The organism is Rhodopseudomonas sp. (assembly GCF_036404135.1).
Classification (GTDB): Bacteria; Pseudomonadota; Alphaproteobacteria; order Rhizobiales; family Xanthobacteraceae; genus Rhodopseudomonas_A.
Window position 1 is genome coordinate 1 of the sequence record NZ_DASWPE010000115.1, and the last position, 20,375, is coordinate 20,375.

A 20,375-nucleotide genomic window follows, 5' to 3' on the forward strand; every position below is an offset into this window, starting at 1 on the left:
GCCTGCACCAACCGCTCTCGACCAATCGGCGTCAAACGGGCATTCTTGTGGATGTTCATCCGGTCCTCCTTGGATCCCTGAAGCTTCGCAACCTCAGTCTCCTCGGTCCGGATCGGATGGACAACCTATTGAAAGCTCACACTTAGCTCACGCAATCAGCCGGTCGCCTGTTTGGTTTTCCGCGACTTCCGTTGCCCTTACAGCCTTGCGCTGGCGGTGTAGTGACAGTCCAGTAGCAGGATCGAGCCGGTCCCGACCGCCGTAAACCCCCGAAACCCGCGCTCACCGACCAGGTCGATGATCGCGGCGAGGTCGACGGCGTTGCCGGCGTCGCGCAGCACGCCGGCGGTGCCGCTGGCGCTGGAATACACCGTGATGCCGCCGCTCGGCGCGATCCGCATCCGCACCGGAAACCGCGGATAGACCCCGCCATTGTTGGTGGCGGCGCCGGCGACATAGACCCCGTCTGCGCCGATCCGGGTCGCGGTGCCGGGCGCGGTGGCGTAGTCGTAGCTCTTGCACCAGTAGCGCTGGCACGCCGCCAGGCTCTGGTCGAACGGCGGCGCCACGAACGGGGTCGGCACCGCGCCCTTCTCCAGCTTCACCTTGCCGATGTCGAGGCTGACATTCTGCGGCTGCGCGGCGTCGGTCCACAACAGCACCGCCAGATTGTTCATCGCCGAGGACACCGTTCCGGTCAGCGGCGCAAGATCGGTCAGCGTATTGGCCCCCAGCGCCATCGCGCCGCTGGCGACCACGACGGTCGAGGCCGCGGTGAAGAAGCCGCCGGCGGCAAAGCTGGCGCTGCTCCAGTCGTTGACGACGTCCTTGGCGATCGCATCGGCGGCGCCGGTCCATTCCACGATGGCGTAGCGCAGCGTCGCCGCAGCCGAAATCCGCACCCGCGCGCTGAGCGTCACCGGCTGTCCGCGCAGCTCGCGGCACAGTAGTTTCTCCAGCCACTGGATGCGGCCGAAGCGCTGCGCCGCGGCGTTGGACTGCAGCGTGCGCATCATGAACGGCGTGCCGTCCTCGGCGTCGACGAGTTGGCTGACGCTGACCGGGTTGGCCTGCGTCAAGGTCAGCCACTGGTCGAAATCATAACTGGCATCGCTCTGCGCGCCGACCCCGGCCTGGTTGATCTCGCCGCTCGGATTGATCAGGTAGTTGCGGTTCGGCACCCCGGCATTCGCCCGGCTCTGCGCCTGCTGCGCGGCGCTCAAGGGCTGCGCGGTGTCGGCGCGCAGCGCCAGGCCGCCGGCGAGCGCCTGCCAGCGCGCCGCGGTGGCGTCGTAGCGCAGCATGGCGGCCTGCTTGCCGGCCAGTATCAGATTGCCGCCGAACGCAAAACGATTCGCCGCCGCCGACGCCGCGCTGTCGTCGAGCAGCGTGATCGGCGGATCGCCGACATTGACGAGGCAGATCACCCGGCCCTCGGTGCCGCCGCCGAGCCCGCTGAGACTGCGCGCGGCATCGGCAGAAAGCTGCAGCACCGCGGCCGCGGCAAGCCCGGTCGGCGCGTAGTCGTTCTGGTTGGCGACGAGCTGCGGCGGCGCGACCACGCCGGACAGCGACAGCCCGCGCGGCAGCGCCAGATTGCCGCTGGCCTGATCGATGGTGAAGGCCTCGATCCAGCTGCCGCCGTCGGCGGAGACTTTCAGCTTGAAGCCGTCGGAGCCGACCAGCCCGAATTCGGCGCGGCCGGAGTAATTGTCGGAGAACACCACCGAGGCGATGTTGGCCGCGCTCTCCTTGGAGAGTTGCAGCCGGACGTCGCCGCTGCCGCCGGCCGAGCGCATCTAGCCCGCGCGCGATCGGCACCAGATGCTGATTGAGCAGCACGAAGGCGGCGCCCGCCGGCAGCAGGTCGGCGATGGCGTGCTCGCTGCCGAGCTGGCCGCGCAGCAGCCGCGACAACAGATAGGTGTTGCCGTCGACCAGTTCGGCGTTGGCGAATTGCAGAATTTCCCAGTCCCCGCTCGGGGTCTGCAGCGCCGCGGCGTTGGCGCCTTCCAGCACGCGGGCGTCGCTCACCGAGCTCAGCGCGCCGCTCGCCAGTTGCACCCGGAAGCGGCCGGCGCGATCCCATCGCGCCACGGCGGCCGCGGGCAGCGGGTCGAGCGTCTCGCCGATGCTCGACGGCGCGGTGGCGACCGCTATCGGCGTGAAGCTCGTGCCGTCCGACGATGACCAGACCGTCACCGAACCCGGCCACGGATTGGCGCATACTGCGAGCCGGGTCAGCGTCGCGGGCGTCGTGGAATCCAGCGACGGCAGCTCGAGCGGCCACGCCAGCACCGGCCCCAGCGCCGGCGGAATCGCCGGCCGCGGCGGCGCGATCGCCGGCAGCGGCGCCGCGAACACCTCGGGATCGATGCTGCGCGCCTTGATCTGCCGCGCCGTGGTGTCGACCAACTCGTCGATCTCCCACAGCCGGCGGCGGCCACTGAGCGTCAACGCAACGACGTCGCCCGGCGCCAGCGCCAGCCGGTCGCGGCCGAGCGCGAACTGCGCGGTCTCTCGCCCGGCCCACAGATCCTGCAAAAACACCTCGGCGCGCCGCATCGCGGCGGCGGCGTTGCTGACCACCGCGAGGTCGGATTGCAGGGTGCGGTTGGCGCCGCCGACCAGCCGCCGCGAGGTCACCGCGGAGCGGCGATAATCGCTGAGCGCATCGCTGAAGCCGAGCGCCACCTCGCGCGGCAATTCGGTCTCCTGCGCCCGCGTCAGCCGGCTCGGCGCGGCCTTGTCCGGCAGTACCAGATCGTCCTCGCCGATTTCGACGACCGGCAATCCGCCACGCGGCACGAAGCGCAAGACGCCCTCGGCGGCGTTGCCGTCGAACGCATAGGCCATCGCGAGCGGCTCGATCATCGCCCGCGGCGACATCGGCCGGTCGACCACATAGCCGTCGCAGAGCTCGCGCAGCGCCGAACTTTCAACGCCGGCGACATCGGCGTCGCGCAGCAAGGCCGCGACCAGCGCGTCGAGCGGCGCGCCACCGAGCCGGCCGGAGAGCCAATGCCCGGTCGACCAGTTGGCGGCGTCGCTCCAGACGTCGTCGGCTGCCGGAAACACCGGATAGGGCCGCGCGTCCCAGGTCCACAGATGGATCGCGGAAACCTCGATCATCCGCCCGCCATAGACCGGCGACACCGGGTTCTGCGCCTCGCCGGCGCCGAACGCCGGATCGAAGGCGCAGAGCAGCGCTTCCAGATAGCGCCGCTGCATCAGGTCGTCGCGCTCGCCCGAGGAGAAATACGGGATGAAATTCTCGCTGGATTTCGGATCGGGAAATACGCTCGGCTGGTTGGCGCCCTTGTCGACCGCGGGGCAGCCGACCTCGGTGAGCCAGATCGGCTTGCTGCACGGCGCCCACGCCGTCGGCGCCGGCGCCTCGTTGCCGCCGGTGCGCTCGTAATGCGGATTGCCCCACCACGCCCACAGATCCTTGACCCGAAACGTCCACGGCTTGCCATGGCCGTCGGTGATCGGCAGCCGCGCCTGCGCGGCGCGCGCCGCGTCATCGGCGTAGTACCAGTCGTAGCCCTCGCCGCCTTGCAGATTGCCGGCGAGGTAGCCGCGGTCGTACACTGAGGCGGCGATCGCCGCGTCGAGATGCGCCGCGCCGTCGCGCCAGTCCGCCAGCGGCGCGTAGTAATCGATTCCGACCGCGCCGATCGCCGGGCTCGCCCACAACGCGTCGAGCGGAAACCGCAGCTCGGAGGCGTCGGGCGTCACCGCGTCGGCGCCGTATTCGGTCCAGTCGGCGCCGTAGGTCACCAGCGTCGCTCCACCGACGATCGCCTTGACCTCGACGGCGAGCGACGCCAGCGCCTGCACCGCCGGATAGACGCCGGGGCCGGCGCGCACCCGGGTCAGCGCCTTCAATTCCGAGCCGATCAGGAACGCATCGACGCCGCCCGCCGAGACGGCGAGGTTGGCGTAGTGCAGGATCATGCGGCGATAATTCCAGGTGCCGCCGGTGAAGAAATGCTGCACCTGGGCAGCCGCCGCCGCGGTGCCCTGCGGCGAGCCGGGCCGGCCCGGCGCCGGATCGCAGGTGATGCGGCCGCGCCAGGGATAAGGCGGCTGCGAGGCGGCCCCGCTCCACGGATCCGGCAGCGCGTTGGCTGCGGCAATGTCCATCATCACGAACGGATAGAACGTCACTTTCAAGCCGCGCGCCTTCAGCTCGCGGATCAGATGCACCACGCTGTCGTCGGACGGCGTGCCGCCATAGGCCGGCCGGCCGTCGACCTGCGACACCAGCGTCGCGCTGCTACGGGTGACGCCGTCGACCACCCAACTGGTCGGGCTGGTGCGCTTGCTGGCGTTCTCGATCGCCGGCCGCACCACGCATTGCCCGGCGCGCAGGTCGGTGCCGAACCACGCCACCACCAGCGCGACGCGTTCGAGATTGGGGCAGATGCCCTGCAGGTCGTCGAGCGCGGCCTCGACGTCGGAGACGGCGTGGCTGACGTGGCGGTTCTCCGGCGCCGAGGCGCCGAGCCCGGCGCCGCGGATCACCGTCGCGGGTTCGTAACCGAATTCGGTGGTGCCGGGGATCAGCGTCACCGCGCGCACCATCTGTTCGAGCGCGCCGATCGGGCGGATGATCTCGAACGACAATTGCGGAATCCGGTTGCCGAAATCCTTCAGCGGCAGCCGCTCGAACACCACATAGGCGAGGCCGCGATAGGCCGGCGCGTTGCCGCCGCCCTGTTTGGCGACGATCAGTTCGTCGGCGCTCTGATCTTCGCTGCCGCGATGCACCCGGATGTTGAGCGTGGCGAGGTCGAGCGGCTTGCCGTCGGCCCAGATCCGTGCCACCCGGCCAATCACGCCCTCGCACAGCCCGACCGCGAAATTGGCGTAGTAACTGTAGGTCGTGGTGGTGGTGCTCGGGCCGCTGATCCCCTTGCCGCCGGACGACGTGGTTTCGGTCGAGATCACTTCCTCAAGGTCGGTGGCCCAGATCACCTGGCCGGACAATCGCGCGCGGCCATAGACCCGCGGGATCGGCGCGCCCTCGGTCGAGGCCATCACCTCGAGATCGGCGAGCCGCGGCCCCTCGATCTGGCGGTCGCTGCCGAACAGCGAACGATCGAGGGCGTTGCCGACCAGCGCGCCGGCGATCCGTCCGGCGATGGCGCCGACCGGGCCGAACAGCGCGCCGACCGCGCCGCCGGCCAACGAGAGCACCAATGCGGCCATCATGTCACTCCGGGAAATGAAAACGCGAAAGCCAGCCGTCGCCGCCACCACGGCGCGATCGCCACCTCGCAGACCGCGGAGCCGTCATGGGCGTGGATCATGCTGTGCGGTGAACTGGCGATCGCCAGATGCTTGGCGACGCAGTCGTCGCGCCAGCGAAACAGCAGCACGTCGCCGGCGGCGAATGTTTCTCGCGCGATCGGCGTGAGATGGCGCAGCGCCGCCGCGGCCAGGGTGTCCTCGCCGCCGGCCTCGGCCCAGTCCGGCGCGTAGGCCGGCGGCTGTTCCGGCTCGTCGCCGAGGCAGCCGCGCCACACCCCGCGCACCAGCCCCAGGCAATCGCAGCCCACCCCCTTGCACGAGGCCTGATGCCGATAGCGCGTGCCGATCCAGCTGCGCGCCTCGGCGACCAGCGCGTCGCGGCTGATCGATGCTGATGTCATTTGGTTTGTCCGATGAGTTGGTGTCCCGATGCAGCCTTCTTCGCGCCGCATCGCGCCCGGGGCGCGCAGGTTGGACCGGCGCGCGTCAGGTCTGCCGCACCGGGCGCCGCGGGTGGCGCCGGCGGCGCCGGTCACCGGATAGCTGATGACGAAATCATTGCCGGGGATCTGCGGGAAGCCGCGGAAATTGTCGGCATTGCCGAAGCGGTCGCGGCAGGTCGCAAAGCGCTTGTCGCAGCCGGCGGTGACGCTGAAGCTATCGCCGAGCGCGATCGGCTCGGCGGCTCCCTGCCACAGGCTGAGCTGCACGATGCCCGCGACGTTGCGATGCAACTTGACTTCGACGCCGGTGCCGGTATTGCCGCCCGAGTTCCAGCTCAATCGCCCGGCGCTGAACAGGCCGTCGGCGACGCCGTCGAGCCCGGCCACCGCGATCAGCGACACCCCGAGAATCGCGCTGACCGTGCCGCTACCGCGCCACGCCGCCAGATCGACGCGGCAGCGGCGGTCGCCAAGATCAGCGCCGCAACTCGCGGTGTAGAGCCGGCCGCTCTCCTGCGACAACAGATCGGCGAGCCCGCGCAATTCCGCGGTGAAGGCTTGGCCCTCGCGCTTGACCTCGCCGAGCGTGCCGCGCGCGGTGAGCACGCGCAGCGCCGGCTCCGACCAGTCGACCAGGTAGCTCGCGACCGCAGCCGCATCATAGCGCCCGGCGGCGAGGTCGGCCTCGCGCAACGCGTCGTCGCTGAGCGCGCCGGAGATTTCGCTGCCGTCGACCGACAGACCGAAACGCTGCGAGGCCTCCGAGGCGGTGAAGCCGGTGCCGGCGCGGCACACCACGCCGTCGACCACGAGGTCGCGGTCGTGATCGGTGAAGCCGAGCACAACGCCGTCGCGCCGGGTGACGATCCAGCACTGCGCCAGCGTGGTGACGCCGGCGTCGAGCTTGGCCTGCAGGGCCGCGGGAATGCTGCGCATGACGGGACCTTTCTTAACCCTCCCCTGGAGGGGGAGGGTCGGCGAGTATCGCGCAACGCGCGATGCGAGGCGGGGTGGGGTGACGGCAGACCTATCAATTCCACCCCACCCCGCTCGCTACGCGAGCGACCCTCCCCCTCCAGGGGAGGGTGAAGTCACCCCCTGATTTCGACCAGCGGGATTTTCGGGATCGCGCCGGCGGCGAAGGCCGACAGATCCACCTCGAGATAATCGGTGTCGAACCGCACCGGGACGTCGAACGAAAACCCCGCGGTGATCGCGGCGCCGGGCGGCGGGATGTGGCCAGCCAGGAAGCTGACGAGGCCGGTGGTGGCATCGCAGGCGAACGCCGAGCCCGCGACTTCGTTGCCGCCGACCGCGACCCGCAGCGAGCCCGCCACCGGCTTCTGGATCGGCCGCACATAGGGCGCAAAGCCCGCGCCATAGGTCTTCACCAGCTGGAACGCGGCGGTGGCGCCGTCGCCGATGCCGATGCCCTGATCGAGCGGCGACGGCGCCCCGCCCTGCGCGCTGGAGGAATGATCGAGCCGGTCGCGCCAGCGAAAGCCGTAGAGCTGGCCGCGGCGTTCCTCGAAGAACGCCACCACCGCCTGCAACGCCTCCAGCGTCTTGACGCCGTAGCCGGCGTCATAGCGCCGCCGCGACTGCGCCCAGCGCGCGTTGCGCTGTTCGCGGCCCGAGCCGAACGAGACGATGTCGGTGCGGCGCTCCGGCCCGCCGGCGCTCTTCAGCGCGACGTCGAGCGGAAACAGGATCTCGTGAAAGCCGGTCATGAGCGATTTCCGTTGAGCGCGCCGTCATCCTGAGAGTCCGACCGAAAAAGCAGCGGGCAAAATCAGCGGCTTTTGTCATTGCGAGCCGAGGGCGGCGCGCAGCGCCGGCTTCGATGCGAAGCAATCCAGGGCTATACGCGTGACCCTGGATTGGTTCGTCGCAAGAGCGCCTTGCAATGACGGGTTCACCGCGCAAGCGCGGCTGCTCTGGATGCCGACGCAGTGCCTTGCTGATCGCGGTTACAGCCCGCGCTGGCCGCGCGACACCGCACGCGCGATCTGCCCGGTGATGTAGCTCTCGGAACGGCGGAAGCTGTCGAGGTCGGGCGTGGCGATCTGCACCGTAATGCTGTTGCCGCCGCCCTGGCTGGCGACGCCGAGCCGACCGTCGACGCCGCGCTGCAGCGGCATGATCGCTTCAGCACCGGCCTCGCCGGCGAGGCCGACGCCGCCGCCCAGCATCGGAAAGTAGCTCGGCGTGCCGATCACGCCGCCAGCGGCGAACGGCTTCACCGCGCCGCTCGCCGCAAACAGCGACGTCGTCGCGCTGCCCGAACCGGAAACGCCCGACAGCAGGCTCTGCAGCCCGCTCGACAGGCTGCTCTCCAGCGGCTTGAACGCCATTCGCACCGCGAGGTCGGAGATCCGCAACGCCAGCGACTTCAACACGTCGTCGAACTGTTTGCCGCCGGTGACCGAACTGGAAAACGCCGTCGTCATCGCCCGGGCAAAGCCCTTGGCGGAGCTTGCGAGGTCGCGGGTCTTCAGCGAGAGACTGTCCAGCGTGGTCGCGGTGTCGAGCAGCGTGCTGTCGGTGGTCTCGGTCATGGTGTTACTCCCGCATCGTGATCCGGAAACCGCCGTAACAATTCATCGAGCCCGGCGCGGTCGAGCGGCGCCGCAACGACGCCGCGCACCGCGACGATCGCCTGCGCCAATTCGCGCGGCGTCATCGCCCAGAACTCCCGCGGCGCAAGACGCAGCACGCCGAAGCCGAACCGCATCGCCTCGGCCCAGGGAAACGGTTTGCTGGCGAACGCCGTCATCGCGCGGCGCCCGCGCTCACGCCAGCGTCGTCGAATGTCGCGGCGATCAGTTCGGCCGCGATCCGCACGAACCCCGCCGCGCCGCGCTCCGCGGTCAGTGCTGCGACCTCATCGTCGCTGATCGGCTCGCCGGCGCCGCGCAGACGGCGCCGATGATCCGCACAAGGTCGCGCGAGCTGAGGCGGCCCGCGCCGAACCGTTCCGCCAGCGCCACCAGATCGGCGGCGCCGAATGCGGATTCCAGTTCGGCCAGCGCGCCCAACGTCAGCACCAGCGTGCGGCGACGGCCGCCGAGCTCGGCGTCGATCTCGCCGCGATATCTGTTGGGCATGGTTAGCTTCTCCATGTTGTCGTCCCGGCAAGCGAGCTTGCGAGCGCAAGCCGGGACCCATAACCCCTGGCGGCGCGGCTGAATTCCGCGCAGCCAAAACCTTCTCAGAGTCGCAACGCCGCGGCGTATGGGTCCCCGCGTTCGCGCTAAAACTCCGGCCTTGACCGCGCCGCCGCAGGAGCCGATCGCCGCCGGGCAAAGCTTCACCGTCGCCGGCATCGGCGTCGCCAGACGCGGCGACGGCAAGAGCGGCGGCGTGGTCCGCGCCGCGCAACTGATCTCCACCTCGCAGCCCGGCCGGCTGCAGATCCGGCTGGTCGATCCGGTGAGCAAGAATGCTCACGACGGGCAAGGCGCCTGCACCGGCGATTCCGGCGCGCCGGTGTTTCAGCAGCAGGCCGGCCGCGCGGTGATCGTCGGCGTGGTGTCGTGGTCGACCGGCGCCAACAACGTAGCCGGCTGCGGCGGCCTCACCGGCGTCACCCCGCTGACGCTGTACCGCGACTGGATCGTGCAGACCGCGACGGGCTGGGGCGCAAAGCTGTAGCCGGCATCGTCGCGGCTGACACGCAGCCGCATCACGCGCGCGATGATCCGCCGCGAAATTCCGCAACCCGCGGAACCTTTGCCGCAACCGCGACTTCGTTCGCCGTGGACATCGGGCCGATGCGAGCCGTGCGCTCATGCCTTCCCCACTCACATTCCCATCATCCTCGAAAGGAGGACGCCGTGCGAAAAGCTTTGCTTCTATTGGCGAGCGCCGCCGTAATTGCCGGATCGACGATGTCGGCCGACGCCCGCGACCGTTATCGCGACCGCGACGATCGCGGCGAACAGACCAGCAACCAGTTGATCAACGAGGCTGCCGCGCACACCGCGCGGATCAAGGTCGATCTGCACCTCACCGCCGAGCAGGAGAAGAACTGGCCGGGCTTCGAGAGCGCGCTGGCCGACCTCAACAAGCGGCGGATCGATCGCGCGCTGGCGATCCGCGCCGACCGCAAGGCCGCCGGCGACGAACGCCGGGACGCCAGCGATGATCGTCGAAACCAGAATGACGATCGCCGTGCCACGAATGACGATCGCCGCGCCACCAATGACGACCGCACCACCGGCAGCGCCGCTCGCAGCGCCGGCAGCGCCGAGGTCAACGTGCTGGATTCCATCAACCGCGACGCCGACCGCCGCATCGAACGCGCCAACGACTGGAAGAAGCTGACCGAGGCGGCGCGGCCGCTTTATGACAGCCTCGACCAACAGCAGAAGCGCCGCTTTGCCGAGATTCTGTATCAGGGCGACCGGCAGAACGATCGCGAGCGCGGCGGCGACAGCCGCTGACCGCAAACCATCCCGGCGCCCCCCCCCCCCGCGCCGGGATGTCGCGCAAGCGTTAAGCTTTGTTAACCATGTTGCGGCACCATGCCCGGATCAACCGGAGCTTTGCCATGCCGCGAATTGCGATGCCGCGCCTTGTCCTGCTGCTGGCACTGGCGATGCCGCTTTCGACGCCCGCGGACGCCGCCGATCTCGCCGGCCACAGCCGGCTTGGCGCGGTGTTCGCCGAGCCGGTGGCGCCGCGGCGCCATGCCGCGCCGGTGGTGGTCGAGGCCCGCGACCCGCAACTCGGCATCGCGCTGTCGCTGCCGGGCTATTACGGCCGGCTCGACTCCTTCCAATACAATACCTACTACGGCTCCTCGCTGATCGACATCTACGGCCGGCTGCCCTACACCTGCGGGCTGTACGGCTATTGCTGAGGACGTAGCGTTAGCATGCGTCATTGCGGCCGAGGCCGGCGCGCACGCCGGCTGAGCAGGGCCGTAGCGTGGGTTAGCGCGCAACGCGTAACCCACCGATCGCGAGTCGCAAACGTCCTTGCAGGTTGAGTTACGGCGCAAGTGCCTCTCACCAGCCTACAAGCACTCAGGTCGGCTTGAACACGCCGCGCTCCAAATTCCATAACGACATGCCGGCATCGCCCGCCTGCGGAAACCATTTCGATTCAGCGATCGCCTGCAATTGCAGGCGCGCCTCAACCGGCGCCACTGCAAGCGTGTGTTTGGCCGCCTTCAGCCGCACCTGCATGTTCGGATGATCATACAGCACCAGCAAAGCGCGGCGCTGATCGCCGGGCCGGCGCTTGAGTTCGGCCGACACCTGCTGCATCCGATCGAACAGCCGTCTAAACTTCGCATATTCGGCACCGAGCAGCGCCGCATCCTGCGCCAGGCCGATTTCGGCGAACCGCGCGACGCGGGCTTCAACGCTCATCTGCTGCAGGATGTAGGTAGGCAAAGCTCCGCTCCTCTTTGTCGCTCAGGTCGGCTTGAACACGCCCCAATCCAGATTGCGCAACGTCATGCCGGCATCGAGCGATTGAACAAGCCATTTTGCATCGGCAATCTGCCGCAGTTCCGCCCGCGCCTGCGCCGGTGCGACCGCCAGGGTGTGGATCGCCGCCATCAGCCGCACCTGCATGTTCGGATGGTCGTACAGCGCCAGCAAGGCGCGCCGCTGATCGCCGGGCCGGCGCTTGAGTTCGGCCGAAACCTGCTGCATCCGACCGAACAGCCGATTGTACTTGGCGATTTCGCCACCAAGGACCGCCGCATCCTGCGCGATACCGATTTTGGCGAAGCGCGCGACGAGGGTTTCAACGCTTATCTGTTGCAGGTCTTTGGCAGGCAACAAGAAACTCCGCGTCTGTTACACGCCCCCTCTACGACGACAATCTGGCGTCGTTCATGTCGGCACAAAACTGCCCTCCTCAAGACCGCTCAAGGTCATGCCGGCGTCGCCGGCCTGTGGAAACCATTGTGAATCGGCGATCGCTTGCAACTGCTTTCGGGCCTCAACAGGTGCGACCGCGAGGGTATGGATTGTTGCCTTCAGCCGCACCTGCATGTTCGGATGATCATACAGCACCAGCAAGGCGCGGCGCTGATCGCCACCGCGGCGCTTCAATTCGGCCGACACCTGTTGCATCTGATCGAACAGACGGTTGAACTTGGCGTATTGCGCACAGAGTAGCGCCGCATCCTGCGCCAGGCCGATTTCGGCGAACCGCGCGACCAGGCGGGCGGTCGTCATATCAGTCAGAGCGATGGACTTCATGGGCGCAGTACCCCCGAACTTAACAAGAGCTTCGATCCCAACCCGCCGCCGCTCATCCCATCCTTTATCGCTCAAATAGTCGCGAGGTGACTTTCCGCCAAATCGATCGGACTTTGTATTATACCATCCCGTGATCTGATAATGCTTCAACCTGGGGATGCTGACAAGGTTGGACGGGTCGTCGACCTGGCTGCGCGCGATGCCGACCCGCTCGGCCCAGGTTTTCTCGACGACGTGGTGATCGTCGTAACCAGGTCGCTTTTTGCCGACCCCATCCTGTAGTTCTTGATAGGTCTTGGCCGGGTCCCGGGCCGCCCGGATCAAGTCCTGACGTTCTCGGAGCCATTCCACGTTGTTCATCGCGCCGACGAAGATGTCGGCCGCGAGCCCCGGATTGCGGGCGAGCCAGTTCGCCGCCGCTCGCAGGTAAGCCGTCCGCTCCGAACTCTTACGCGGTTTCTTGACCGGGATGTCCGGCGGCGATTCGGTCGGCCCGCCTAAATCGCCGCCCAGCCCCTCCGGCAGGTCGCCGGCGAGCTGAACACCGGAGAGAAAGTCGTTCTCCGGATCGACCTGCGGCGTCACCACGATGTGTGGCAGATCGACGCCATCGATAATGGTCGTTCCCATCGCGGGCGACAGACCCGCACCGATGGTCCATTCCCCGGCGCCCGAATGGCCGGCCGGCACCCGCGGCTGAGTTGGGCTATATTTCAACGCCAGCGCCGGATAGACCTCGACCGGATCAGTCCCCGGCTTCAGAAACCGCGCGGCATCGGGGCGCAGCCAACGAGCCGCATCCGGTTGCATCCAGCGCCGCTTCTGGTGGCGCAGCGACGCCTGCTCGCACTGCTTCATGCGCGCCGCTCCTAGCGATGGGGGATCAAACAAAAGCCGGCCGCAAGGGCCGGCTGCGATCGCGAGGGATCAGTTGGGAGGATCGGCCGAACGCATCGGTGAGGTCACGGCTTCGCCGTCGCGCCGGCGCGGGACGCCGCGCTACTCAGTCGGCTGGCGCCGCTCAGCCTGCGACCCGCTCAGTCGTAATACTTAATTTGGCCGGCAGCAGGCGCCGAGCGCGATACGCTCAGTCACCAGCTCCCGCCGGCTGATCGCTCGCGCGTGATGCCGAAACGGGGATGCCGGTTTTCGGGATCATACGCAAATCAAAACGCCAGACTTGGAGGACGGCTCGAAGTGATGTCGTGTTGCGCTAGCGGTCCCCCGGACGCGGCGCGAGCGGCGCATAGGCGTAGGCGGCGCTGCGGCTGTCGACGAGCGGCGCATAGGCATAGGCGCCGTAACCGCGCTCCCCGCCGAACGCCACCCGCGGATTGATGCCGCAATCCGAATTGGTGCCGGAGGCCGCCGCCTTGCATTGCGCGTAGCTGAAATACTGGCAGTCGCCGGGATAGCCAAAATCCTCGCCCTGCAGACAATATTGATAGTCCTGGGCCTTTGCCGGCGACGCCGCCGTCGCTGCCACGGCCGATGCGGCGGCCAGCGCCGCGATCATGATCGAACGCATGATGTCTCTCCTTGGGTTGGATGGTGAAGACGCTCCATCCCCGGTGAGTCTTTTCAGCGCCAACAACGGACGTCATGAAAGATTCACAATCCCGCGACCCACCGCCGCCCGCGGTATGCGGGTCAGCGCAACCCAGCATCAGTTTTCCGACCGCGGCTCACAGCATCGGCGGAGGGCAGGCACCGCTGCACGCGCGCCTCCCCCGCCCTCCACCTGTGGCTCAGCTCGCCGAGAACTTCAGCAGCTTGATGGCGTCGAAATCCTGCACCCCGCCGCCGACCCGCTTGGTGGTGTAGAACAGCACATAGGGTTTGGCGGAATACGGATCGCGCAGCACCCGCACCCCGACGCGGTCGACGATCAGATAGCCGATCGACAGCCCGTCGATCGCGCCCTCGCGCAACAGCGCCAGCAATTCGCGGCCGCGCGCCACCTCGGGGATCAGCTTGCCGCACGCCCGCAGTCCGCGGAAATCTTCGGCCAGCTCGAGCCAGATCCCGACCGGCTCGCCGGGGTCGTGCTGAAACAGCATCGGGATCTTGCGCACGCCACGGCTTTTCAAGGTTTGTGCGAAGGCGCCGGGCATCACCATGTCGCGGGCCTGATCGACCGCGCCGAACAGGCTGGCATAGCCTTCGATGCTGCCGTCCTCGGACAGCGCCAGACGCGACGGGGTGAGCAAGGGGGCGTGCATCGGCAGCCTCGCAAACTGAGGGGAATTCATCGTCGAGATGGATGGGAATGGTGATGGCCGCTGCCGCAGCGTGCCACGAGCACACCGCAGCGTTGGTCACGCTGCTGCGCAGATCGCGAATTTGATCAGCGCCACACACATGCAAGCGTGAGAATGTCGGAGCAAAAGCCCGCCGCGCGTCGTCCCTGCGCACGCAGGGACCCATACGGCGCGGAGTTGCGTTTTGGCGTCGCGTGAACGCTTCCGTTCAGCTCAGGCGTCGGGGACTATGGGTCCCTGCGTGCGCAGGGACGACCCGGAGAAGCGGCCCGCCTGATCGCTAACTACTTCGCCCGCGGACGTCGCCGCACCCGCCGCGTCGCGGGCTTGGCATGCGCCATCGGCGCGCGCGGCGGCTGGTTGAGATGCGCGAGAAATTCCCGGAACGCGGTGAGATGGCCGGTGCTGGCCTTGGTTTCGCTGCGCAGCGCGCGCAGCACGGTGTGCAACGTCTCCATCGCGATGGTCTCCTGGTGGTGAACTGGGGCGCTACTTGCCCGCGGGCTCTGCGGCGTCGCGCGCGGCGTCGGCGGCGCAGCGCGGCAGCCGGCCGGCGCGGCGGTTGAACACTTCGAGTTCGCGGACGAAATCGTCGAAGCGGCGCGCCGCCGCCGCCAGTTCGCGCAACACGAACCATAGCGCGAAGCTCGCCGCGCTGGCCCATAGCAGCAGCGCCAGATGCGCCAGATCGCCGCGCGCGACGAAGGTGTTGATCAGTTCGGACATCGCCGCCTCCGCTTGACCGCGCCGCCCGAAACTCCGCGACCCGATGCGCGCGGGGCGAGGCCGCGCGCCACGGCGGCGCGCGACACCTGCCGGGCCACGCGGCCTTGCCGCGGTCGGCGGTGCGCGATCAGGCGTTGAGATAGACGTATTTATCGTCGTCGGCGGCGGCTTGCGGTCGCGGGTCGGCCGGCGGCTGCGGCGCGGTCAATGGCGGCGGCCGCACGATGCGGCGCTCCAGATCGTCGCGGCTGACCTGCTCGACGAATTTGACGGCAAAGCCGCCGTTCAGATGTCGTACCACGCGGCCGACGCAGGCGCCGACCGCCAGCGGCGTGCCGACCTCCGGCTGCACGTCGGCGGAGATCGCCGCTCCCGACACCGACATGTCGATGACGAAGCAGCCGTGGATGGTGCCGTCGGCGAAGGTCAGCGTCGAATGCGGCGTCGCCGGAACGATCCGCGCCTGCCGCCTGGCGTCGCGAATGCTGGGATCCTTCTGCTTGGCCTCCAGCCACGCCAATTGATCGGCGAGCTTGCGGCGCAGCGCATGCGGCATCGCCAGTTCGAGCAGGAAACTGCCCGGCATGGTGTCGCTGATGCGGCCTTCGAGCTGGCCGAATTCCCCGAAATAGGAGGTGATGTGATCGCCGATCCGGCCGACCACCGGCACCGCCATGATCATCCGGAACGGCGACACCCGGCTGGTTCGGCAGGCAAAGTTACGCGGCTTGCCCTGCACGTCGTACCAGTTGGCCAGCTTGTAATGGCCGCCGACCACGACGTTGACAGCACGCTGCCTGAGGAACTTTTCGACCGACACTCCGCCCCCCGGTGTTCGTCATCGACCCCAGCATAATCCAGGTAAGGTTACGAGGTTCGTGCCGCGGTGGCGGATTCCGCCATCATCCTTATCAAATTCTTCAGGTTTTATTTCGATGCCGAACTAATCGCGGCGGACATCGCTCAGCCCAGGCGGTCGCCGCCCGCCACCGGCGCGTAGCCGACCGCTTCGCGCTTTTCATTCAGCGTCAGGAATTCGGCGGCGCTGACCCGCTCCCACAACGCGGCGCGGTCGGCGGCCAAAGCCTCGATGCGGTCGGTATCGATCACCACGCGCAACTGATCGCCGAACTGCGGCGCCAGCCATTGCGCCAGCGCGGCGCCGAGCCGGGTGGCCAGCGGCAGCACGGTCTGCCGCCAGAAATTGCGGTTGGCCTCCTGGTAGTTGGCGAAGGTATTGTCGCCGGGAATGCCGAGCAGCATCGGCGGCACGCCGAACGCCAACGCGATTTCGCGGGCCGCGGCGTGCTTGGCCTCGAGAAAATCCATGTCCTTGGGCGACAGCGACATCGGCTTCCAGTCGAGCCCGCCTTCCAGCAACAACGGCCGGCCGGCATTCACCGCACCCTGATAGGTGCCTTCGAGTTCGCGCTTCAACCGATCGAATTGCGCATCACTCAGCACCGCGCCTTCGGAGGCGGCATAGACCAGAGCGCCGGAGGGCCTGGCGGCGTTGTCGAGCAGCGCCTTGTTCCAACGCGCCGCGGCGTTGTGGGTACCCCTTGCCGTTGGCGGTGTTGAGCCGCGAGGTCAGCCCGGCGCCGAAAGAATTCTTGAGATCGTCGATCGCCTTGGTGACACCGCTGGCGATAGCGGCCGCCGCCTGATCGGACGACATGCCAAGATCGACCAACGCGCCCTGCAGCGCCAGCGCGGTGCCATTGATCTCCAGCAGACGAGACTGCACTTGAGACAGCGCGGGCGCGGTCTGCAGCAGCGACACCATATATTGCCGCGAGGCTTCCGTCGCCTTCGCCACGGCATCCTTGTAGGCCTGGCTGTTCTCGCCGCCGGACAGGACGCCAAGGTCAGCGCTGGTCGCGTTTAGCGCGTTGTAGGCGGTCTTGGCGTCGTCGATGAAGCTCTTGACCTTGGTCTGCGCTGTCTTCACCGAGTCGATCGCTTTCAGCGTCGGGGAGTTCTCGCCGAGGCCGTCCGAGAATGCCTCGGCGGTCGCGCTGAACGTCGAGATGAAGGTGCGGGCGTTTTCGAACGCGTACAGCAGGTACGAGACGGCGACCTTGTTCGCGCTGGCATAGTCCTTGGCCTCTGCAGCCTTGCTGTTGAGGTCAAGCATCTGCTGCCGGGCGCTCTCGATCCGCGACGACAGCTCGCCCTGCACGCCGCCCGACATCGAATCCAGGAAGCGTTCGAATTCTGGCGCGGCTTCTTTCCAGACGCGCTTGGCTTCCTCGAGCTGCTTCTTGGCCTTCTGATCTCCGGTGAACACGCTGATCAGCGCCGACGCGCCCAGCTCAACCCCACCTTGGATGAAGTTGCCGGAGAAAAGATCCTGCATCCCTTTGTCGGCAAGCTTGCTTGCGAGCTGATCTGCGGCTCCGACAAGGGCATCCATCCCGGACTTGCCTTGCATGAGCCCCTGAAAGAACGAGGTGGCGAACTGCTGCGCGGCGTCCTTTGCCTCGCTCAGTTGTGAGTTCATCTTGAGCTGCTTGGCGAGCGCGTCGTCCATGTGGGACTGCCACTGCGGTCCGTAGATGTCGCGCATCGCGGCGGCGGCGCTCTTGTCGGCATCCGACATGAACATCGTCTGGCCGGTGAAGTCGGCCTGCGACTTGACCTCAGCAAGCCGCTTTTCTTGTTCGCGAAGGACTACCTCCTGCTTTAGTTGGTCCAATTCTTCCTGATTGACTGAGACGCCAGCTTTCTTTGCCGCCCGCTCAGCGTCGTGCTGCAGTTTCAGCGCCTGCACGGCTCCAGCCGTCTGACCAGCCGCCGTCGCCTCGAGCGCAAGCTCCGCGTTACGATCCTTCGCACGCTGAATCAGTTGATCGTACGCATTGATCTGCCCCGTCGTTGTTTTGTTCAGCACCGCTAGCTGGCCAGCCGCGGCGCCAGCCGCTGCACCCAGCCCGCTTGCTTTCACCGCAGCCGCCGCTTCTTCCGGCGACAGCCCGGTTTTCAACGCAGCTGCGTAAAGCTGCGCATTGACTTGAGCTTCCTTCAGTCCAGCCGCGTCACCGTGAAATTTGACCTGCAGTTGCGTGTCCGCCGTCGATAGCTTGATGCTATCAGACAGCGCATTGTAGGCGTCCTTCGCGGCATTGATCTTAGTGGCCTGCTCCAGAGCCACAGCGCCATCCTTTGCCTGTTGAACGAGTAGCGCGTAGTTCGCGGTCACCTGCGCCAATTTGGCGAGCGCGGCGTTCAGATCCTCGATCGGCAGCTTTGCATCGGTCGCCGCCTTGGAGATACGCTGGAAATAATCGGTCGACAGATCGACTGCGGCTGCCTTCTTGGCGATATCGATCCATTTCTCCAACTCCTCTCCGCCGAGCCGCCACGCCTCGCCGACCAGCTTGACCGCATCATAGAGCAGCAGCAGTTGTCCGATGACCGGGACGAAACGAAGCGCCGCCGCACCGACCGATGCCGCCATTCCCGCGATCGACGGGCTGAACGCCTCCAACGCGGCTCCGCTCGATTTCAAGGCCGTCGAAAACGGCGTGAGCGCCGTCGTCGACGACGCCGCCTTGATCCCCAGCGACACCAAGGCCGTTCCGCTGATGTTCGTTGCCGCGACGATGCCTTGTGCAGCGGCCTCAACGGCCGGAACCGCGGCGCGCAAGGCAGGTGTCGCCATGCTGTTGACGGCGCTGCGAAACGCCGGCGAGACCGCATAGGCGATCTCCGCCACCTGCCGCATGTGCGTGATCACCTTGGCGACCTCGATCCCGTACGAGGCCCACGACGCATTGTTGTCGTTGGCGGCGCGGGTCTGATCGTCGAGCGCGGCAGCCGTTCGCTTCTGGATATCGGCCATCGCCCGCTGCGTGGCGTTGATCTGCTCCAGCGTCTTGATCTGGCGCTGCAGCGCGGCATCATAGCCTGACGTCTTGACCGTCAGACGGTCCGACGATTGCGCCGTCGCGTCTTGTTCGGTTCGCGTCTGGCTATAGGCGCGGATCGCCTGATCGGCGCCGACGACCTTGTATTCGAACGTCAGGCGCTCGACCGCTTCTTGCGTGGTCGCCATGCTATGCGGACCTCAGTGACACGAGGATAAAGGGAACGGAGACTGCGGAGCCGGCGACGCGGTCCGGCCTTTGCCGCTTGCTCACGCGCATCCCCTTCCCTGAAAACGATCGATGCGCCTGGTTTTTCTTCAGCGAATATCCGGATGGAGCGGGTTCAAATCCGGTCGAGATCTGCGCGATGTTTCCGAACCGCCCCTTGGCGTCCTTATAGGTCCGCTCGTAAATCCGGGGCTCGACCTGAACGACAAAACTCCTGCCGCTTTTCGTCTTTCCGATTTCGATTTTGCGGGCATACGGCACCGCGTTGATGAACTTGAACGTGGATGCGTTGGGGATCTTTTGGCCTTCCTCGACCAGCGCGCCATCGGCGAACAAGAGGTGCCCACGCTTGTAGTCCCCGGAGACCACGGGAGACCGATCGCGCAACGTCTGCCAGATCCACGCGATGACCTCGCGCCCTAATTGCCACTCCGCGATGACGACGCCGCTGCCCGGCCTCAGGCTTTCGATCCGCGCCCCGATCTGGCCGTTGACGGTCAGGATGCGAGGCGGCACATACCGTTCGACACCAACCCCGCCGCGAAGTCGCAGAAATCATCCCAGAGGTATCCGATCGGCCAAGGGAACGGCGGACAGTCATCCGCGGCGAGCTGCTGCCGGGGCTTCACGCCAAGCTTGGCAAACATCGCCGCCGCCGCCTCCTCATGCTCCCCCTCGGTTCCGGACGATCCTAGCTTTCGGTCGCAGCGGAATCGCCACTCGGCGTAGGCGCAGAGTTCTTCGCAGGCTTCGGCAAAAAATTGGCCGTCTTATTGGCCTCCGCCCAGGGTTGGACAAAGAGCCACGTCAGGCCAGGCGGGCTATAAAGATCGACGGCGTTTTCGACGGTGCACGGCACGTCGATCGGCTCCAGGGTGACGCGGTCGACGAGATACCAGGACTCAGTGAGGAACGCGCATTTGGCGATGTTCTTCTCCAATTGATCGTCCGGCTCGACGATGCCGTTGCGCGACTGCTTCACCCGCAGATTGAGCTTCTTGCGGTCCGATTTGTCGAACTCCCGTCCCCGATCGCTGTCCGACGCGAAAACTGAGATGAAGGCGGCCTTGCCGTCGCGGTCGCGGATCACCTCCTCGGTGGCCGGGTCGATCAGCTCGACGCGGAGCGGCTTGGAAACGTCAGCGACCAGATTGCCGAATTTGCTCATGAGATTTTCCTTGGCGGAGGTGGCGCGGCCCCGCCCGCCAGCGAGGCCGCACCGATTGCGCAATCACCCGGCGCGAGCCGAGCGGGTTTCCCCGTAGCGGCGGGGATGGTGTTAGACGAAGGTCAGATTGGACTCTGCAACCTCGGGCTGCGACGATCCGACAAGGCCTTAGCCAATGGGGGATTGTCATGCCGCTTAAG

18 protein-coding genes and 5 pseudogenes are annotated in these 20,375 nt (G+C 67.1%); 3 read left to right on the top strand and 20 right to left on the bottom strand.

The genetic code is table 11. The features are described from left to right. Window positions 1-197: 197 nt before the first annotated feature. The 8 genes and pseudogenes from VGC77_RS23690 to VGC77_RS14125 form a co-directional block, all read right to left on the bottom strand. Window positions 198-1,304 carry a hypothetical protein gene (locus VGC77_RS23690; RefSeq protein ID WP_414709666.1) on the bottom strand — a complete coding sequence of 369 codons (1,107 nt, stop codon included), beginning with the start codon at window positions 1,302-1,304 and terminating at the stop codon, window positions 198-200. A gap of 457 nt (window positions 1,305-1,761) precedes the next feature. Beyond that, window positions 1,762-5,217: pseudogene (locus tag VGC77_RS14095) on the bottom strand (baseplate multidomain protein megatron); the annotation flags it as partial. After that, window positions 5,217-5,660 carry a peptidase P60 gene (locus tag VGC77_RS14100; protein WP_331172209.1) on the bottom strand — a complete coding sequence of 148 codons (444 nt, stop codon included), beginning with the start codon at window positions 5,658-5,660 and terminating at the stop codon, window positions 5,217-5,219. The gene VGC77_RS14100 and the pseudogene VGC77_RS14095, both read right to left, overlap by 1 nt. Before the next feature lie 102 nt (window positions 5,661-5,762). Continuing rightward, window positions 5,763-6,638, bottom strand: a pseudogene (locus VGC77_RS14105) (DUF2163 domain-containing protein); the annotation flags it as partial. 155 nt (window positions 6,639-6,793) lie between these two features. Beyond that, the gene (locus tag VGC77_RS14110) at window positions 6,794-7,432 is read right to left on the bottom strand and encodes a DUF2460 domain-containing protein (protein ID WP_331172194.1); all 639 of its coding nucleotides are present in this window, start codon (window positions 7,430-7,432) and stop codon (window positions 6,794-6,796) included. 240 nt (window positions 7,433-7,672) lie between these two features. Further along, window positions 7,673-8,260 carry a phage tail tape measure protein gene (locus VGC77_RS14115; protein WP_331172195.1) on the bottom strand — a complete coding sequence of 196 codons (588 nt, stop codon included), beginning with the start codon at window positions 8,258-8,260 and terminating at the stop codon, window positions 7,673-7,675. Next, window positions 8,257-8,478: a rcc01693 family protein gene (locus VGC77_RS14120; RefSeq protein WP_331172196.1), complete on the bottom strand. Its 222-nt coding sequence runs from the start codon at window positions 8,476-8,478 to the stop codon at window positions 8,257-8,259. The genes VGC77_RS14115 and VGC77_RS14120 overlap by 4 nt, the downstream gene beginning before the upstream one ends. Beyond that, window positions 8,475-8,809 (bottom strand): annotated as a pseudogene (locus tag VGC77_RS14125) (gene transfer agent family protein). The gene VGC77_RS14120 and the pseudogene VGC77_RS14125 overlap by 4 nt, the downstream one beginning before the upstream one ends. A 100-nt stretch (window positions 8,810-8,909) precedes the next feature. Between VGC77_RS14125 and VGC77_RS14130 the strand changes: the two are divergent. From VGC77_RS14130 to VGC77_RS14140, 3 genes and pseudogenes are all read left to right on the top strand, one after another. Next, window positions 8,910-9,356: pseudogene (locus tag VGC77_RS14130) on the top strand (trypsin-like serine protease); the annotation flags it as partial. A gap of 182 nt (window positions 9,357-9,538) precedes the next feature. After that, window positions 9,539-10,147 (top strand): hypothetical protein, encoded by a 609-nt coding sequence (locus VGC77_RS14135; RefSeq protein WP_331172197.1) that lies wholly within the window; start codon window positions 9,539-9,541, stop codon window positions 10,145-10,147. Between the two features lie 122 nt (window positions 10,148-10,269). Then, a complete protein-coding gene (locus tag VGC77_RS14140) occupies window positions 10,270-10,566 on the top strand; it encodes a hypothetical protein (RefSeq protein WP_331172198.1) in 297 nt (98 codons plus the stop codon). Window positions 10,567-10,732: 166 nt separating this feature from the next. Here VGC77_RS14140 and VGC77_RS14145 read toward each other — a convergent pair whose 3' ends face one another. From VGC77_RS14145 to VGC77_RS14200, 12 genes and pseudogenes are all read right to left on the bottom strand, one after another. Beyond that, window positions 10,733-11,080: a DUF2019 domain-containing protein gene (locus tag VGC77_RS14145; protein ID WP_331172211.1), complete on the bottom strand. Its 348-nt coding sequence runs from the start codon at window positions 11,078-11,080 to the stop codon at window positions 10,733-10,735. A gap of 45 nt (window positions 11,081-11,125) precedes the next feature. Continuing rightward, window positions 11,126-11,497, bottom strand: coding sequence for a DUF2019 domain-containing protein (locus VGC77_RS14150; protein ID WP_331172199.1), 372 nt, complete (start codon window positions 11,495-11,497; stop codon window positions 11,126-11,128). A 54-nt stretch (window positions 11,498-11,551) separates the two neighbouring features. Beyond that, window positions 11,552-12,781 carry a DUF2019 domain-containing protein gene (locus VGC77_RS14155; protein ID WP_331172200.1) on the bottom strand — a complete coding sequence of 410 codons (1,230 nt, stop codon included), beginning with the start codon at window positions 12,779-12,781 and terminating at the stop codon, window positions 11,552-11,554. Window positions 12,782-13,136: 355 nt separating this feature from the next. Continuing rightward, window positions 13,137-13,451 (bottom strand): DUF3551 domain-containing protein, encoded by a 315-nt coding sequence (locus VGC77_RS14160; RefSeq protein WP_331172201.1) that lies wholly within the window; start codon window positions 13,449-13,451, stop codon window positions 13,137-13,139. Window positions 13,452-13,671: 220 nt separating this feature from the next. Further along, window positions 13,672-14,145, bottom strand: a complete 474-nt coding sequence (locus VGC77_RS14165; RefSeq protein ID WP_331172202.1) for an HK97 family phage prohead protease — start codon at window positions 14,143-14,145, stop codon at window positions 13,672-13,674. Window positions 14,146-14,468: 323 nt separating this feature from the next. Beyond that, window positions 14,469-14,642, bottom strand: coding sequence for a hypothetical protein (locus tag VGC77_RS14170; protein ID WP_331172203.1), 174 nt, complete (start codon window positions 14,640-14,642; stop codon window positions 14,469-14,471). Between the two features lie 31 nt (window positions 14,643-14,673). Further along, window positions 14,674-14,910: a hypothetical protein gene (locus VGC77_RS14175; RefSeq protein WP_331172204.1), complete on the bottom strand. Its 237-nt coding sequence runs from the start codon at window positions 14,908-14,910 to the stop codon at window positions 14,674-14,676. 127 nt (window positions 14,911-15,037) lie between these two features. Then, a complete protein-coding gene (locus tag VGC77_RS14180; RefSeq protein WP_331172205.1) occupies window positions 15,038-15,730 on the bottom strand; it encodes a PilZ domain-containing protein in 693 nt (230 codons plus the stop codon). Between the two features lie 143 nt (window positions 15,731-15,873). After that, window positions 15,874-16,467, bottom strand: a pseudogene (locus VGC77_RS14185) (phage portal protein); the annotation flags it as partial. After that, complete coding sequence (locus VGC77_RS14190; protein WP_331172206.1) at window positions 16,364-18,967, bottom strand: hypothetical protein; 2,604 nt, start codon at window positions 18,965-18,967, stop codon at window positions 16,364-16,366. The pseudogene VGC77_RS14185 and the gene VGC77_RS14190, both read right to left, overlap by 104 nt. Window position 18,968: 1 nt before the next feature. Then, window positions 18,969-19,523, bottom strand: a complete 555-nt coding sequence (locus VGC77_RS14195; RefSeq protein ID WP_331172207.1) for a hypothetical protein — start codon at window positions 19,521-19,523, stop codon at window positions 18,969-18,971. A gap of 175 nt (window positions 19,524-19,698) precedes the next feature. After that, complete coding sequence (locus VGC77_RS14200; RefSeq protein ID WP_331172208.1) at window positions 19,699-20,175, bottom strand: hypothetical protein; 477 nt, start codon at window positions 20,173-20,175, stop codon at window positions 19,699-19,701. Window positions 20,176-20,375: the final 200 nt, after the last annotated feature.